The following is a 16,319-nucleotide window of genomic DNA, read 5'->3' as shown; positions in this document are numbered from 1 at the left end:
GTTGCCAAACCCTTCAGATGCCCGCACCGCCCTCCGAGGCGGTGGAGCATTTTTTTGTGTGTCCGGTTTTTCTTCCGGCGGGGTGATCATCACGGCGACACGGAGCCCGCACAGTGCGGACTCCGCTGACCGCCCCGAAGGAGAACAAAATGGCCAGTGGCACCGTGAAGTGGTTCAACGCGGAAAAGGGTTTCGGCTTCATCGAGCAGGACGGCGGCGGCGCTGACGTCTTCGCCCACTACTCGAACATCGCCGCCCAGGGCTTCCGCGAGCTGCAGGAGGGTCAGAAGGTGACCTTCGACATCGCGCAGGGCCAGAAGGGCCCGACGGCCGAGAACATCGTCCCTGCGTAACACCGACGTTAACTTCGCAGCTGGGGCCCGCACCTTGGGGTGCGGGCCCCAGCTCGCTGCATTTTCCATGCTTCGGCGATATTCCGCCGAAGCCACCGGCTCGTTCTTGCGATTCTCTGCGCCGTTCAATTACCGCGGGAATTCCTTGATACGTGCCATATCAAGGAAGGTTCCACATTGAACCGCGCACGTACAAATGATCGCTTCGCGCGAAAGCGCAATGGAAATCCGGAATCCGGAAAGAGCGGCGGCTACCGCTCGGCGGCTCCGTCCGGCAATCGCTCGGGCGCTCCGCGCCGCTCCAAGGGCGGCGGCGGCCGACCGGTCGCGCTGCAGGGCGAGTTCGCGCTGCCGAAGACGGTGACCCCCGGCCTGCCCGCCGTGGAGTCGTTCGCCGAACTCGACATGCCCGCCAAGCTGTTGGCCGCGCTCGGCCACGAGGGCGTCACCGTCCCGTTCCCGATCCAGGCGACGACCCTCCCCAACTCCCTTGCCGGGCGCGACGTCCTCGGCCGCGGCCGTACCGGCTCCGGCAAGACCCTCGCCTTCGGCCTGGCGATGCTGGCCCGTACGGCGGGCCGTCGGGCCGAGCCGCGTCAGCCGCTCGCGCTCGTCCTCGTCCCGACCCGCGAGCTGGCCCAGCAGGTCACCGACGCGCTCACCCCGTACGCCCGTGCCGTCAGCGTGCGGATGACGACCGTCGTCGGCGGTATGTCGATCGGCCGCCAGGCCGGGGCACTGCGCGGTGGCGCGGAGGTCGTGGTCGCGACGCCCGGACGTCTCAAGGACCTGATCGACCGCGGCGACTGCCGTCTCGACAACGTCACCATCACCGTCCTCGACGAGGCCGACCAGATGGCCGACATGGGCTTCATGCCCCAGGTCACCGGTCTGCTGGACCAGGTGCAGACGGGCGGCCAGCGGATGCTGTTCTCGGCCACCCTGGACCGCAACGTGGACCTCCTGGTCCGCCGCTACCTGACCGACCCCGTCGTCCACTCCGTCGACCCCTCCCAGGGCGCGGTCACGACGATGGAGCACCACGTCCTGCACGTCCACGGCACGGACAAGCAGCGGGCGACCACCGAGATCGCGGCGCGCGACGGCCGGGTCATCATGTTCCTGGACACCAAGCACGCGGTGGACAAGCTGGTCAAGCACCTGCTGAACAACGGCGTCCGCGCGGCCGGGCTGCACGGCGGCAAGTCCCAGCCGCAGCGCACCCGCACCCTCGCGCAGTTCAAGGACGGGCATGTGACGGCGCTGGTCGCGACCAACGTCGCGGCGCGCGGCATTCACGTCGACAACCTCGACCTGGTCGTCAACGTCGACCCGCCCACCGACCCCAAGGACTATCTGCACCGCGGCGGCCGTACGGCACGTGCGGGCGAGTCCGGCAGTGTCGTGACGCTGGTCACCCCCGACCAGCGCCGTGACTTCACCCGTCTGATGACCATGGCCGGCGTGACCGCCGAGGTCACCTCGGTACGGTCGGGCGAGGAGGAGCTGACCCGGATCACCGGCGCCCAGGCCCCCTCCGGCGTCCCGGTCGTCATCACCGCCCCGGTCGTGGAGCAGCGCGAGCGTGCCCGCCGCAGCCCCTCCTCCTCGTCGTCGCGCGGCCGCCGTGGCCGTCCGGCCGGCGAGGGCCGGACCGGCGGCGGCACGGCCCGCCGCAGTGGCGGCAGCGGCGGTGCCGGCGGAAGCGGCAGGGGACAGCGACGCTCGTCCTTCGGCCCCGCGGCATAGGGATCAACTCGGCCTTTTCGGCGGTCTTTTCGGACGGCTTCTCCTTCTCTCTGTGAGGCAACATGCGTTGTGTCATCGCCCGGTATCCCTTCGATCTCACCAAGCTGGGAGTCCTGGAGACGATGAAGGGCATCAAGCCCGAACTGGTCACGGGTGAGTCCGTGACCATCGGGCGGCGCCGCTACCCCGTCAAGCAGGTGGGGCAGGTCATCACCCGGCAGGACCCGCGCGACTTCAACAGCGGCGAGGTCATCCGGGCCATGACCCGGCTCGGCTTCACCTGCCACGGGCTGCCCGAGGCGGTGCCCGTGCATGTCCTCACCCCGATGGAGAACGCGTCGGCGCTGCTGGGCAGCGGCGCGGCCCAGGACGCGTAGGAACGACACCAGCTACAAAACCGTGAGGGCCCTGCCGACGCGCGTCGGCAGGGCCCTCACGGCGTTCGGCGGCCCAGGAGGGACCCCTTGGAACGAGCAGATGAACAGCGGGTTAGCATATGAGCGCCGCCTAGCTCGAAAGAGAAACCTGTGCCTGTCAACGAGGACTCGTTCACCAACTGGAAGCACCGCGAGGAAATCGCGGAGTCGATGATCCCGATGATCGGGAAGCTGCACCGCGAGCGGGACGTCACCGTCCTGCTGCACAGCCGGTCCCTGGTCAACAAGTCGGTGGTCAGCATCCTCAAGACCCACCGGTTCGCCCGCCAGATCGACGGCGAGGAACTCTCCGTCACCGAGACCCTGCCGTATCTGCGGGCGCTCACCACGCTCGACCTGGGCCCCTCCCAGATCGACATCGGCATGCTCGCCGCCACCCACCGCACCGACGAACGCGGCCTGACCGCCGAGGAGTTCACCGCCGAGGCCGTCGCCGGTGCCACCGGCGCCGAGAAGGTCGCGTTCCGCGAGGGCCGCGATGTCGTGCTCTACGGCTTCGGCCGCATCGGCCGCCTGGTCGCCCGCCTGCTCATCGAGAAGGCCGGCTCGGGCAACGGACTGCGGCTGCGCGCCATCGTCGTACGCCAGGGTGGCGACCAGGACATCGTGAAGCGCGCCTCGCTGCTGCGCCGCGACTCGATCCACGGCCAGTTCCAGGGCACGATCACCGTCGACGAGGCGAGCAACACGATCGTCGCCAACGGCAACGAGATCAAGGTCATCTACGCGAGCGACCCGTCGGAGGTCGACTACACGGCGTACGGCATCAAGGACGCCATCCTCATCGACAACACGGGCAAGTGGCGTGACCGGGAAGGCCTTTCGCAGCATCTGCGGCCCGGCATCGACAAGGTCGTACTGACCGCGCCCGGCAAGGGCGACGTCCCGAACATCGTGCACGGCGTCAACCACGACACCATCAAGCCCGACGAGCAGATCCTGTCCTGCGCGTCCTGCACCACCAACGCGATCGTGCCGCCGCTGAAGGCGATGGCCGACGAGTACGGCGTGCTGCGCGGCCATGTGGAGACGGTCCACTCGTTCACCAACGACCAGAACCTGCTGGACAATTACCACAAGGCCGACCGCCGCGGCCGTTCGGCGCCGCTCAACATGGTGATCACGGAGACCGGTGCCGCGTCAGCCGTCGCCAAGGCGCTGCCCGACCTCAAGGCGCCGATCACCGGCAGCTCGATCCGCGTCCCGGTGCCGGACGTCTCGATCGCCATCCTCAGCCTGCGGCTCGGCCGCGAGACCACCCGCGCCGAGGTCCTGGACCACCTCCGCGACGTCTCGCTGACCTCGCCGCTGAAACGGCAGATCGACTTCACCACCGCCCCCGACGCGGTGTCGAGCGACTTCATGGGCTCCCGCCACGCCTCGATCATCGACGCGGGCGCCACCAAGGTCGACGGCGACAACGCGATCCTCTACCTCTGGTACGACAACGAGTTCGGCTACTCCTGCCAGGTCGTCCGGGTCGTCCAGCACGTCTCCGGGGTCGAGTACCCGACGTATCCGGCACCGGCCGTCTGACCGACCGGACCCGCCGGACGTACGACGGCCCGGCCGCCCTCACTGGGGTGGCCGGGCCGTTGTCGGTTACAGCCGTACGCGGTGTCAGCGAGTGCTGCGCTTGCCCCGGTACAGCACGACGAATCCGGCGACGAGCAGCAGCGCTCCGGCCGCGGCCGGCCACAGGTTCGCGCCGGTCTCCGCCAGGCCGCCCTGAGCCTGCGGCTGGTTCGGGCCTACGGCCGCGTAGCTCTCGCCGCCCGAGGACGAGGCGGGCGGGGTCGCCACGGGACTGCCGACCTGACCGCCGGCGTTGTTGTCCGAACTCCCCTGCGTCTCGGTCGACTTGGACCCTTCGGTCTTCGTGTCGGCCTTGGGGACCGACACAGCGGTCGTCAGATCTCCGGGGTCGGTGGTCCGGGTGTCCGGGGCGCTGGTCGCGGGCTCGGCGGTGGGCTGGTCGTCGTTGCCGCCGGTGCCTCCGTTGTCGCCGTTGCCACCGTTGTTTCCGCCGCTCCCGTCGTTGCCGCCGTTTCCGGCGGGCTCGTCGGACGCGGTCTCGGTGGGCGTCGCCGTAGCGGACTCAGTGGCCGTAGGAGACTCCTGCGGCTCACCCGAACCGCCGCCCGTACCGGATCCGTCACCCGAACCCGAGCCACCGGCCGTGCCCGAGCCGTCGTCCCCGCCGGTACCGCCGCCGGAACCCGAACCGCCGCCCGATCCGGGGTCGTTGTCCGTGCCGGCGCCGCACTTCTCGCCGCTGTTGATGCAGGTGACCATGTCGTTCATCAGGCCCTCGGAGAAGACGTTGATGAAGTCGCCGTGGTCGGTGACGGGCTTGTGCTGCTGCTCGGGGAAGGAGTCCACCGCGAACAGCGGGCTCGTCTTGTCGCCGTCCTGGAGGCTCGGCGCGTCGACGGCGTAGACGATCCGCTGCACCAGCTGCGGAATCGCCTTGAAGCCGGCCGGGCAGGTGCCGTCGGCGGCCTCGAAGGCCACGTGGGTGCGGTGGTTGGCGCTGTCGATGTTGCGGCCGTCCCAGCAGCTCTGGAACTTGAAGGTGCGCACGACGTCACTGCCGGACGGGCACAGCGGGTACTTGTCCTTGAGCTGCCGGTCCTCGAACCCGGTGCAGCTCCAGGAGGCGTTGGCGTTGGCCGGGCCGTTGACGAAGGCCTTGGCGTCGCCGGTGATGATGCGCAGGAGCCGCGGCATCGCGACGACCTTGCTCTGCGGGTTGCCCTCGAAGGTCAGGGTGACCTGCTTGGCCGTGACGATCTCACCGGTGTTGCCCTCGGTGCCGCCGCCGGGCTTGTCCGCGTCCCGCTCCTGCTTGCCGTTCTGCAGACGCAGCACGGGCCAGTAGTAGGTGGACTTGTCGCCCGGGTTCTCGCAGCTCGTGTCGGCGTTGGCGAGGTCCTGGTCGCTGGCGAAGGCGTTGTTGGACTGGTTGCCGATGTAGTCGTGGAAGTGGTGGGCGCCGTTGGTGACTCCGGGCGCGACGATCACGTTGTCGGAGTTGAACAGGCCGTTCTCGTTCACCCCGCAGGCGGTGACGAACGTCCCGCGGGAGGCGTCGGCCTGCTGCTGCGGAGCGTTCACATTCGGCTGCACGGAGGTGATGTCCGCGTAGTCCGAGGCGACGGGCCCGTTGGTGATCTGCTGCTGGCCCTGACCGCCCTGGCCGGAAGCACTGGCGCTGGCACTGGCACTGGCACTCTGGTCGCCGCCGTTGCCGCCCTGGTCGCCGGTCTCGTTCGTGGGCGCGATCAGGGTGCATCCGGCGAGCGCGTCGAGCCCTTCCGGGCGGTCCCCGACGCGTGCGATGGCGTCGTCGATCCGTCCGATCGTCGCCGCCCGCTTCTCCTTCAGCGGATTCATGATCGCGTTGTCGGCGAAGGAGGCGTCCTGGCGTATGGCCTCCGTCGAGTCCCGGAGTTTCTGGTAGGCCTCGGTTATCTGCTGGTCCAGATTCGCGAGTTCCTTGTCGACGTCGGTCTTCGCCCCGTCGGGCACCGTCGTCAACTGGGTGCCGATGTCCGGGCAGTCGATCGTCGCGCCTCGCGACGCCGCGTCCGGAGACCCCTGTTGGGCGGAGTCGCCGCCCCAACCGCCTTCGGACGCCGACGCGTAGACGTTCGCCGCCATCAGTCCTCCGCCGCCCAGCATCAGGGCGACTGCTGCCATCGTCGCGCGTCGTGCGCCTGTGGGGCGTCTGCGCGTGTTGCGTGCCAAGGAAGTTGCTCCTACGCGTATCGGTCGGCCCGGCTCGTCCCGGCATGGAAATCCCCCAACCCAATACGGAGCGCGGCGCCGGTGTGTTCAACCGTCCCAGAAATTCATAGCGACCTCTTATGGATCACCGGCCCCGGAGGGCTCCAGACCCCTCGACACACCAGGGCGAGGTAAAGGTCACAAATACGTATCGGACATATCGCGCTTCAACCTTCACACGAGGCACACACGTTGGCTAAGTTGGCGCCCAGGCCGTACGACCTACTCCGGCGATCGGCGCCGGGCCGCACGGCTTGCGCCGAGTCCGGCGTGCCGCTCGCGGCAGCCGGAGCCGGGGACCCAACCGAACTTGGGGTGAATCGGTCCAACTGCCCTTCAGGGCAAGGACCGTAGGGCAAACCTTCCGTGATCGACGCCCGAACCCGACAGCTAACCCGGTAGGCGCGAAGCGGAAGGAGCACGTCTGCCATGCCGGCAGAACGACGCACGCGCACCGGAGGCAGTGGCCCCACCGTGGACGACCGACCCAGCCGCGACGAAGTCCAGCGGCGGATCAACTCCCTTTACGACAGGGCCGAGACGGCCACCGGAAACTACAACGCCACACGTGCGATGTCCGGGAAACCGCGCAAGCGCGTCGAGTCCCGCCCCAGCGCGTCACGTCCGTCCGACCCCGCCGTCGAAGCCGTCACCCGGCAGCTGTTCGACCGCGCCCGCACCCAACTGGGCCCGACCGTACCGGCGATCCTGCCGCCCGGCAGGACCCCGGCCCGCCCGGCCGAATCCCGCCCCGAGCGGTCCGAACGACGTCCCGAGCCCCAGAGCACCGGCCTCGCGCTCGAAGCGCAGCCCGGTCGCGCCGTGGCCGAACTGACCACGGGGACCGGCACCGCGCCGGAGCCCACCGCTCCGCAACTCATGGCCGCCGCGCCGGAGCTGACCGCGGCGCCCGTCGCCGCGTTGTCTCCCGCAGCGCCGCTGACACAGACACAGACACAGCAGTCTCCTGTGATGCAGCAGATGTCGCAGACGCAGGTGCCTCAGCCGCAGATGTCTCAGATCGCCCAGATCGCACAGATGGCTCAGGCCCAGATGTCGCAGACGCCTCCGGCGACCGTCCTCGACCTGCCGCCGGTACCGCCCGCCCCGGCCGTCGAGATGCCGCCCGCGCGCGTCATGGCACCACAGCAGTTCGCGACCGCCCCGGCACCGGCCTTCGACCCGCTCACCGCGAGCCTGGACCTGCTCCCGGCCATCGGCGCACCGCGCACCGAGACCCCGCCGACGGGCGCCACCTGGCCGCCCCCGGAGACGGCCTGGTCCGCCCCGGAGACCACGTGGTCCACCGGACAGATGCCGATGGTGACCGAGCAACAGACCTGGGCGACAGGCCAGATGCCCGCGGTGACCCAGCAACAGCCGTGGTCCACCGGCCAGTTCCCGGCAGTGACCGAGCAACAGGTGTGGTCAACTGGGCAGATGCCCGCAGTGACCGAGCAAGCCGCTTGGTCCACCGGGCAGATGCCCGCAGTGACCGAGCAACCCGCTTGGTCCACCGGGCAGATGCCTCTGATCCCCCAGCAGCCCGCGGCCCAGCCCGCCTGGCAGCCCGCACCGGAACCGTCCTGGCGCCCGCCGGAGCAGGAGTGGCAGCCGACCGCCCCCGCCCCCGAGGTCTCCTTCGCCGCGGCCCCGGCACTCGCACCCCCTGCCCCTCCGGCCATGGCCCCGGAAATCACCCTCCCGCCGGCCCCGGCCATGAGCCCGGCACCCGCCGTCACCCCCACCGCACCGGACGCCGGCACCCAGAGCAAGACCGACACCGCCCTCGCCTTCGCCCGCGCACAGATCGGCAGGCCGTGCCTGTGGGGCGCGGCGGGACCCGACGCGTACGACTGCTCCAGCCTCACCCAGGCCGCCTGGAAGGCAGCGGGCGTCCTGCTCCCGCGCACCGCCCAGGAACAGTCGGGCGCGGGCGCCCTCGTCCCCCTCACGGACATCCGCGCCGGCGACCTGATCTTCTTCTACGACAGCATCGACCACGTCGGCCTCTACACCGGCAACGGCCTGATGATCCACGCGCCGAGCCCGGGCACGCCGATACGCGAGGAGTCGATCTTCTACGCCGGTTCCGCCGCCATCCGCGGCGCCGTGCGACCGGCCTGAGCCACTACGTCACGCGCGGCCCGCTACTCCCGGCGGGCCGCGTCGTTGGTCCCTACGAGTGGTGGAACCCAGGACGCGGTCGTAGCGTCGAACGAGAAGAGCGACGACGACCGTGTCTCGCCGGGCGGGCCCACCGCCGGTGCGGGTGCGGAGCGACGGGTACGACAGGCGGCCGGGAGCGGACATGTACAAACACACCATGGTCGGACTCGTCACGGTCTGTGCCGCCGCCCTGCTCGCGCCGGCCATGGGCACCTCGTCCGCGGCGACGGTGAAGGCGGCTCCGGTCGCCCAGCGGCAGCCCGCGGTCCCCGTGCTGGTCGACTGCCTCTGGCATCCCGAGGTGCGCCCCGCCGACTTCATGCTGGCCTGCGGCGACGGCAACAGCCGCCTGGCGTCGCTGCGTTGGACCAACTGGGACGCCAACTCCGCGACGGCCACGGGCGTCAACTGGGTGAACGACTGCAAACCCTATTGCGCGGCGGGCAAGTTCCACTCGTACCCGGTCGTCGTCCGGCTCGACAACGCGCAGACGTGGAAGCGGCATCCGGGGGTACGGCAGTACGGCCGGATCAGCCTGACGTACACCGCCGGAAGGCCGGACGAGTTCGCGCACGTCGTGACCTACCCCCTGTGGAACTGAGCCGGCTCACAGCGACAGCTCCACCACCAGCGGCCGGTGGTCCGAGATCGCCGTCCTAGGTGCGTGTGCCGTCCCCATGGCGTCCGCGTCGAGGCCCGCAGCCAGGATGTGGTCGAGCTGGACGCGCGGGCGGTGCGAGGGGTAGGTCGCCCGTCCGGCCGGACCCCGCCAGCTGTGCCGCGCGGACGCGTTGAGGGCGACCCGGGGCAGCGCGCCGATCAGGTTGAAGTCGCCCAGCAGCAGCTGGGGTCGGGGCAGATCGGCGATCCAGCGGCGGACGGTGAGCAGCTGGCGGATGTTCCAGCCCGGTACGAAGGAGAGATGGAGGGCCACGGCGGTGAAGGGGCCGCGCGGTCCTTCCAGCACGGCGGCCAGGGCGGCTCTGGGCTGATCGCGGGCCAGCACCGGAGCGGTCCGCCCGGCCACCTTCAGCGGCACGGCCAGGGGCCCCGGAGAGAGCCGTAGGGCCCGCCACTCGCGGACCGGCAGGCGGGAGAGCAACGCGACGCCCTGGGACGGGACTTCGGGCTCCAGTGCCTCGGTGCCGTGGACGCGCGGCGCGGGTTCGGCCGGGTCGTTGACCCAGCCCCGGCCCGGCACGAGACGGCTGTGCAGCGCGGTCGCGTAGCGCCAGTCGAGTGCGCCGAGCGCGGCGGCGGCGACCGCCGCCTGGTCGACGCGGCCGGAGCGTTCCTGGAAGCGGTCGACCTCCTGGAGGGCCAGTACGTCGACGTCCAGGGACGCGACGGCTTCGGCGAGGGGCGCCGAGGCGTCGTCGGGGCGGGCGGCGGCCGGATGTCCGTCCGGCCGGATCAGCTGGCCGTGCAGCACGTTGAACGTCGCGCACCGCACCCGTGTGTCACCCATGGCCGCTCCCTCCCAGGGGAGCGATCTTCGCATCCGGCGGGACACGCCGTGCGGCGGTCGACAAGATCGCTCCCAATCACGCGGAATTTCGAGTCAATCCGCGATCGCACACGTACCAGCGGTCATGGGCGCCCCGCGCCGACCCGCCACGTCACCGACTCGGAGAACAGGCACCCCATGAACGCATCCGCACCGAACAGCCCAGCCGCCGACGCCACCGCGCAGATCGGCGTCACCGGCCTGGGTGTGATGGGCCGCAATCTGGCCCGCAACTTCGCCCGCAACGGCTACACGGTCGCCGTCCACAACCGGTCGCCGCACCGGACCCACGAGTTGATGAAGGAGTACGGCGACGAGGGTGCCTTCGTCCCGGCCGAGACGGCACAGGAGTTCGTGGCCGCCCTCGAACGCCCCCGCCGCTTGATGATCATGGTGCAGGCCGGTCCGGCCACCGACGCCGTGATCGACGAGTTCGCCGCGCTGATGGAGCCCGGCGACATGATCATCGACGGCGGCAACGCGCACTTCGCCGACACCCGCCGCCGCGAGGCCGCCCTGCGCGAACAGGGCCTGCACTTCGTCGGCGCCGGGGTCTCCGGCGGCGAGGAGGGCGCGCTGAACGGGCCGTCGATCATGCCCGGCGGCTCGGCGGAGTCGTACGCCGTGCTGGGCCCGATGTTCGAGTCGGTCAGCGCGAAGGTCGACGGGGAGCCCTGCTCCACGCACATCGGCACCGACGGCGCCGGGCACTTCGTGAAGATGGTGCACAACGGCATCGAGTACGCCGACATGCAGCTCATCGCCGAGGCCTACGACCTGCTGCGCCAGGTCGGGGGTTACTCCCCCGCCGAGATCGCGGACATCTTCCGCCGCTGGAACGAGGGACGGCTCGGCTCCTACCTGATCGAGATCACCGCCGAGGTCCTCGCGCACACGGACGCGGAGACCGGCGGGGCGTTCGTCGACATCGTCAAGGACGCGGCGGGCCAGAAGGGCACCGGACGCTGGACCGTGCAGACCGCGCTGGAGCTGGGTTCGCCGGTCACCGCGATCGCCCAGGCCACCTTCGCCCGCGCCTCCTCCAGCCAGGCGGACCTGCGCGCGGCCTACCGAGGGCTGCCCGGCGGCACCACTCCCCCGCTGAGCCGCACCGAGGCCGAGCGCTTCACCGCCCAGGTCGAACAGGCGCTGTACGCCTCGAAGGTCATCGCCTACGACCAGGGCTGGAAGATGATCCAGGACGCGGCCACCGAGTACGGCTGGTCGATCGACCTCGCCGCGGTCGCCGGCATCTGGCGCGGCGGCTGCATCATCCGCGCCTCCTTCCTCGACCGGATCCGCGCCGCCTACACGGCCGACCCGGGTCTGGTGAGCCTGCTCGGCGAGGAGACCTTCGCGCGCGAGATCGGCGACGCGCAGGTCCCGTGGCGCGAGGTGGTCGCCTCCGCGGCCCGTCGCGGCATCCCCGTCCCGGCGTTCTCCGCCGCGCTGTCGCACTACGACACGCTGCGCGCCGAACGCCTGCCGGCGGCCCTGCTCCAGGGTCAGCGCGACTTCTTCGGTGCCCACACCTACGGGCGTACCGACCGCTCGGGCACCTTCCACACCCACTGGTCCCGGCCCGGCCGCCCGGAGACGACCGCCTGACCAACTCCCTTACCCGGCCCGCCCGTTGAGGCGGGCCGGAAAGACCTTGCGCCCGCTACTCGTCCACGGCGAGGGCGGGCGCCGCCGTACTCGCGCGCACCACGAGCTCGGTCGGCACCAGGGTGGTGCCGTGCTCGTCGCCCCGGTCCCGCATCCGCCGTAGGACACCCTGCACGCACAGGCGGCCGACCTCGGCGAAGTCCTGGTGGACGGTGGTCAGGGGCGGCAGGAAGGAACCGGCCTCGGGGATGTCGTCGAAGCCGATCACGCTGACGTCCTCGGGGATGCGCCGGCCGCGCTCGTGCAGGGCCCGAAGGAGGCCGAGTGCCATCTGGTCGTTGGCCGCGAACACGGCCGTGCAGTCGGCCTGTTGGGCCAGTTCCAGTCCCACGCGGTAGCCGGACTCCGCGGACCAGTCGCCGCGCACCACGGGTGGCACCGGGCACCCCGCGTCGGTGAGTTCGGCGCGCCAGGCGTCGGCGCGGCGCTGGGCGGCGAAGGACTCCTCGGGTCCGGCGAGGTGCCAGACGGTGCGGTGGCCGAGGTCGAGGAGATGCCGTACGGCCGCGCGCGCCCCGCCGTTCTGGTCGGTGTCGACGACGCTGTAGCGGTCGCCCGCGTCGGAGTCGGCGACGACGACCTGGACGTGGGGCGGCAGCGAGATGGTCGCCGCGTCGAGGAGGTGGACCTCCATGATCGCGATGACGGCGTCGACGGCGAGTTCGCCGAGGCGGGAGAAGGCGCCCCGCACCTCGTCCTGGGTGGGGACGGCGACCGGCAGCAGTGTGACGGCGTAGCCCTCGTGCGCGGCGGAGGTGGCGATCGCCTCCAGGGTGCGCATGTTGCCCGTGGTGGAGAGGTTGAACGTGATCACGCCGATGGTGCGGAACTCGCCGCGTTTGAGCGCGCGGGCTGCGCTGTTGGGCCGGTAGCCCAGTTCCTTCATGGCGGCGAGGACCTGCTGCCGGGTTTCCTCGTTCACACCCGCGTAACCGTTGGACACCCGGGAGACGGTCTGCGAGGAGACGCCGGCCAGGCGTGCCACATCGGCCATGGACGCGCTCGGGGCGCGCCGCAGCACCCGTTTCCCGCCGCGTCTACGGGGCTCCTCGGTGCCGGCCGAGGCACTGTGCGCTGTGTCCACCCGTCTCCTTCCCCTATCGATCCGATTGCCTGGGGCACGTTTCTCCAAACGGCCCTTGACCACCGACATTGGGGCAGTGTAGACATGCCGCCATCAGATGTTTACGTAAACATAACAGGCCGGGACCATCTCGGACCTGGGTGTTTACGCAACCATCGCGACGGCGTGTGACGCCGGTTCCGAGATGGACGAGCGAGGAACTACATGACGACGCTTCAGCCCCCTGCGGCCGCGAATCGGCCCCCGGTCCGGCCATCGGCCAAACGGGACCGCCGTTCCTGGACAGGGTGGGGTTTCATCGGCCCCTTCGCGGTGGTCTTCGCCTTCGTCTTCCTGGCTCCGATCGTGTACTCGGTCTATCTCAGCCTGTACCGCAACCAGCTCATCGGCGGGAACCACTTCGTCGGCCTGGACAACTACACGCAGGCCTTCCAGGACGACCAGTTCTGGTCCTCCCTGGAGCGGGTCTCGCTGTTCCTGGTGATCCAGGTGCCGATCATGCTCGGCATCGCCCTGTTCGTGGCCCTCGCCCTGGACAGCGGCCGGCTCTTCGGCCGGGACTTCTTCCGGATCACGATCTTCCTGCCGTACGCCGTGCCCGCGGTGGTCGCCACCCTGATGTGGGGCTTCATGTACGGCACCCAGTTCGGTCTGGTGGGAGACATCAACAGCGCCTTCGGCGTCACGCTGCCCGACCCGCTCTCCACACACCTGGTGCTGGCGTCGATCGGCAACATCGTGACCTGGGAGTTCGTCGGCTACAACATGCTGATCTTCTACTCCGCGCTGCGGGTCATCCCGACCTCGCTGTACGAGGCCGCGGAGATCGACGGTGCCGGGCAGTTCCGCGTCATCACCGCCATCAAGCTCCCCGCGATCCGCGGCGCGCTGGTCATCGCGACGATCTTCTCGATCATCGGCAGCTTCCAGCTCTTCAACGAGCCGAGCATCCTGCGACCGCTGGCACGCAACGCGATCACGACGGACTACACCCCGAACTTCTACACGTACTCGCTGTCCTTCAACGGCCAGCAGCACAACTACTCCGCGGCGGTCGCGATCATCATGGGGCTGATCACCATGGTCATCGCCTATGTCGTGCAGCTTCGCGGCATGCGCAAGGGAGCCTGACCATGAGCACCCCCGTCACCACCGCCTCGGCGTCGGCGCCCGCACCGTCCGGCGGCGGCTCCCGAACCGCGCCCCGGCTGCGCACGCCCCGCAAGAAGCACACGCCCGGGCGCCCGAAGCGCAGTGTGCTGCTGACCGTGCTCACCGGTCTGATCCTGGTCTACACCGTGGTGCCCCTGATCTGGCTGGTCATCAGCGCCACCAAGACCCAGTCGGGACTGGCCGACTCCAACGGCCTGTGGTTCGCCCACCGTTTCGCCCTCTGGTCGAACATCCACGACACGTTCACCTACCACGACGGCATCTTCGGCCGGTGGCTGCTGAACACCCTGCTCTACGTCGTGCTCGGCGCCGGCGGGGCCACCTTCCTGGCGATCCTCGGCGGCTACGCGCTGGCGAAGTTCAACTTCCCCGGGAAGCGCGCGATCTTCGCCGTGGTCATCGGTGCCGTAGCCGTCCCGGGCACGGCCCTCGCGGTGCCCACCTTCCTGATGTTCAGCAAGATCGGACTGACGGACACCCCTTGGGCTGTGATCATCCCCTCGCTGATCTCGCCGTTCGGCCTCTATCTGATGTGGGTCTTCGCGACCGAGGCCATCCCGGTCGAACTCCTCGAAGCCGCCCGCATGGACGGAGCGGGCGAGATCCGCACCTTCTTCCAGGTATCGCTGCCGCTGCTCGCCCCCGGTGTCGTCACGGTGCTGCTGTTCACCACCGTCGCGACCTGGAACAACTACTTCCTCCCGCTGATCATGCTCAGGGATCCCAACTGGTACCCGCTGACGCTTGGTCTGAGCGCCTGGAGCTCCCAGGCGCAGACGATCGGCGGTGACGTGATCTTCAACCTGGTGATCACCGGTTCGCTGCTCACCATCGTGCCGCTGATCGCGGCGTTCCTGCTGCTGCAGAAGTACTGGCAGTCCGGTCTCGCCGCCGGAAGCGTCAAGGAATAACCCCACCCTCAAGTAGTCCCACCCACGAAGAAGTGGAAGCACCTCCATGCGCAGAACCACCGGCCGCCTGCTGCGCGGCCTCGCCCTCCTCTCCGTCCTCTCCCTGGGGGCGACGGCGTGCGGCAGTTCGGACGACGACAGCTCCAGCACCAAGGCCGTCTCGGCCTCGGACATCCAGGCGGCCCTGAAGAAGGGCGGCTCGGTCACGGTCTGGGCCTGGGAGCCCACCCTGAAGAAGGTCGCGGCCGACTTCGAGAAGAAGTACCCCAAGGTCAAGGTCAACCTGGTCAGCGACAAGTCCGGTGACAAGTACTACACCGCGCTGTCGAACGCGATCGCGGCCGGGAAGGGCGTCCCGGACGTCTCCCAGGTCGAGTACTTCGCCCTCAGCCAGTACTCCCTGACCAAGGGGCTCAGCGACCTGGCGCCGTACGGCGCCGACAAGCTGGCGTCCAAGTACACGGCCGGTCCGTGGAACGCGGTGAGCGACGGCTCCAAGGTCTACGGCCTGCCGATGGACTCGGGCCCGATGGCGATGTTCTACAACAAGAAGGTCTTCGACAAGTACAAGATCGCCGTCCCGACCACCTGGGACGAGTACGTCGACGCGGCCCGCAAGCTGCACAAGGCCGACCCCAAGGCGTACATCGCCAACGACGCCGGTGACGCCGGCTTCACCACCAGCATGCTGTGGCAGGCCGGTTCGCGCCCCTACAAGGTCGACGGCACCAAGGTGACGGTCAACTTCGAGGACGCGGGCGCCAAGAAGTACACGGACACCTGGCAGAAGCTCCTCGACGAGAAGCTCGTCTCGCCCATCAACGGCTGGACCGACGACTGGTACAAGGGCCTCGGTGACGGCACCATCGCCACCCTGACCACCGGTGCCTGGATGCCCGCCAACTTCGTCAGCGGTGTGGCCGGTGCCTCCGGCGACTGGCGCGCGGCCCCGATGCCGCAGTGGACCGCGGGTGCCAAGGCCAGCGCGGAGAACGGCGGTTCGTCCCTCGCCCTGCCGACGCTGGGCAAGAACAAGGAACTCGCCTACGCGTTCGTCGAGTACGCCAACGCCGGCGCCGGCGTCCAGACCCGTGTCGACCAGGGCGCCTTCCCGGCGACCAAGGCGGAACTCCAGTCCTCCGCGTTCCTGAACAAGGAGTTCCCGTACTTCGGCGGCCAGAAGGCCAACCAGATCTTCGCGCAGTCGGCGTCCGAGGTCGCTTCCGACTGGTCGTACCTGCCCTTCCAGCAGTACGCCAACTCGATCTTCAACGACACCGTCGGCAAGGCCTACATCTCGGGCACCACGCTGGCCCAGGGTCTGAAGAGCTGGCAGGACGCCTCCATCAAGTACGGCAACGAGCAGGGCTTCACGGTCTCGAAGTGACCCGCTCGGAGTGACCGGTTCGACGTAGCCGGCACCTCCTCGGGAGCCGCCGCCGGGCAGAACTCGCCCGGCGGCGGCCCGCCCGGAATCCA

General features: G+C 69.6%; 13 protein-coding genes and 1 riboswitch. Of the genes, 10 read left to right on the top strand and 3 right to left on the bottom strand.

The genetic code is table 11. The annotated features are described in order from the left end of the window. The first annotated feature begins 149 nt into the window (after positions 1-149). The 4 genes from SSP08S_RS23790 (at position 150) to SSP08S_RS23775 (ending at position 4,075) form a co-directional block, all read left to right on the top strand. Complete coding sequence (locus tag SSP08S_RS23790; RefSeq protein WP_019056860.1) at positions 150-353, top strand: cold-shock protein; 204 nt, start codon at positions 150-152, stop codon at positions 351-353. 177 nt (positions 354-530) lie between these two features. Beyond that, positions 531-2,102, top strand: coding sequence for a DEAD/DEAH box helicase (locus tag SSP08S_RS23785; RefSeq protein WP_019070144.1), 1,572 nt, complete (start codon positions 531-533; stop codon positions 2,100-2,102). A gap of 62 nt (positions 2,103-2,164) precedes the next feature. Next, the gene (locus SSP08S_RS23780) at positions 2,165-2,479 is read left to right on the top strand and encodes an SCO5918 family protein (protein ID WP_019070143.1); all 315 of its coding nucleotides are present in this window, start codon (positions 2,165-2,167) and stop codon (positions 2,477-2,479) included. Positions 2,480-2,629: 150 nt separating this feature from the next. Continuing rightward, on the top strand, positions 2,630-4,075 hold the full coding sequence (locus SSP08S_RS23775; protein ID WP_019070142.1) for a glyceraldehyde-3-phosphate dehydrogenase: 1,446 nt from the start codon (positions 2,630-2,632) through the stop codon (positions 4,073-4,075). Between the two features lie 84 nt (positions 4,076-4,159). On the opposite strand, the gene SSP08S_RS23770 is transcribed toward SSP08S_RS23775, so the two are convergent. Next, a complete protein-coding gene (locus SSP08S_RS23770) occupies positions 4,160-6,241 on the bottom strand; it encodes a DUF1996 domain-containing protein (protein ID WP_019070141.1) in 2,082 nt (693 codons plus the stop codon). A 334-nt stretch (positions 6,242-6,575) separates the two neighbouring features. Further along, a riboswitch (cyclic di-AMP (ydaO/yuaA leader) is annotated at positions 6,576-6,749 on the top strand. An 8-nt stretch (positions 6,750-6,757) separates the two neighbouring features. On the opposite strand from SSP08S_RS23770, the gene SSP08S_RS23765 reads away from it, so the two are divergent. Together SSP08S_RS23765 and SSP08S_RS23760 are read left to right on the top strand one after the other, a co-directional pair. Next, positions 6,758-8,455, top strand: coding sequence for a C40 family peptidase (locus SSP08S_RS23765; protein WP_020684320.1), 1,698 nt, complete (start codon positions 6,758-6,760; stop codon positions 8,453-8,455). A 184-nt stretch (positions 8,456-8,639) separates the two neighbouring features. Further along, positions 8,640-9,098 (top strand): hypothetical protein, encoded by a 459-nt coding sequence (locus tag SSP08S_RS23760; RefSeq protein ID WP_019070140.1) that lies wholly within the window; start codon positions 8,640-8,642, stop codon positions 9,096-9,098. Positions 9,099-9,104: 6 nt separating this feature from the next. On the opposite strand, the gene SSP08S_RS23755 is transcribed toward SSP08S_RS23760, so the two are convergent. Beyond that, positions 9,105-9,965: an endonuclease/exonuclease/phosphatase family protein gene (locus tag SSP08S_RS23755; RefSeq protein ID WP_019070139.1), complete on the bottom strand. Its 861-nt coding sequence runs from the start codon at positions 9,963-9,965 to the stop codon at positions 9,105-9,107. Between the two features lie 177 nt (positions 9,966-10,142). Here SSP08S_RS23755 and gnd point away from each other — a divergent pair, with 177 nt between their 5' ends. Beyond that, complete coding sequence (gene gnd, locus SSP08S_RS23750) at positions 10,143-11,612, top strand: NADP-dependent phosphogluconate dehydrogenase (RefSeq protein ID WP_019070138.1); 1,470 nt, start codon at positions 10,143-10,145, stop codon at positions 11,610-11,612. A 55-nt stretch (positions 11,613-11,667) separates the two neighbouring features. Here gnd and SSP08S_RS23745 read toward each other — a convergent pair whose 3' ends face one another. Continuing rightward, the gene (locus tag SSP08S_RS23745) at positions 11,668-12,756 is read right to left on the bottom strand and encodes a LacI family DNA-binding transcriptional regulator (protein ID WP_026178770.1); all 1,089 of its coding nucleotides are present in this window, start codon (positions 12,754-12,756) and stop codon (positions 11,668-11,670) included. Between the two features lie 204 nt (positions 12,757-12,960). Here SSP08S_RS23745 and SSP08S_RS23740 point away from each other — a divergent pair, with 204 nt between their 5' ends. From SSP08S_RS23740 to SSP08S_RS23730, 3 genes are read left to right on the top strand one after another with little or no spacing between them, the layout of a single operon-like run. Then, positions 12,961-13,887: a carbohydrate ABC transporter permease gene (locus tag SSP08S_RS23740; protein WP_026178769.1), complete on the top strand. Its 927-nt coding sequence runs from the start codon at positions 12,961-12,963 to the stop codon at positions 13,885-13,887. 2 nt (positions 13,888-13,889) lie between these two features. Beyond that, positions 13,890-14,840: a carbohydrate ABC transporter permease gene (locus SSP08S_RS23735; RefSeq protein ID WP_019070135.1), complete on the top strand. Its 951-nt coding sequence runs from the start codon at positions 13,890-13,892 to the stop codon at positions 14,838-14,840. A gap of 46 nt (positions 14,841-14,886) precedes the next feature. Then, complete coding sequence (locus tag SSP08S_RS23730; RefSeq protein ID WP_019070134.1) at positions 14,887-16,227, top strand: ABC transporter substrate-binding protein; 1,341 nt, start codon at positions 14,887-14,889, stop codon at positions 16,225-16,227. The last annotated feature ends 92 nt before the right edge of the window (positions 16,228-16,319 follow it).

It is taken from the genome of Streptomyces hokutonensis, assembly GCF_000376565.1.
Lineage (GTDB): Bacteria > Actinomycetota > Actinomycetes > Streptomycetales > Streptomycetaceae > Streptomyces > Streptomyces hokutonensis.
This window is presented reverse-complemented; position numbering and strand designations above follow the sequence as displayed.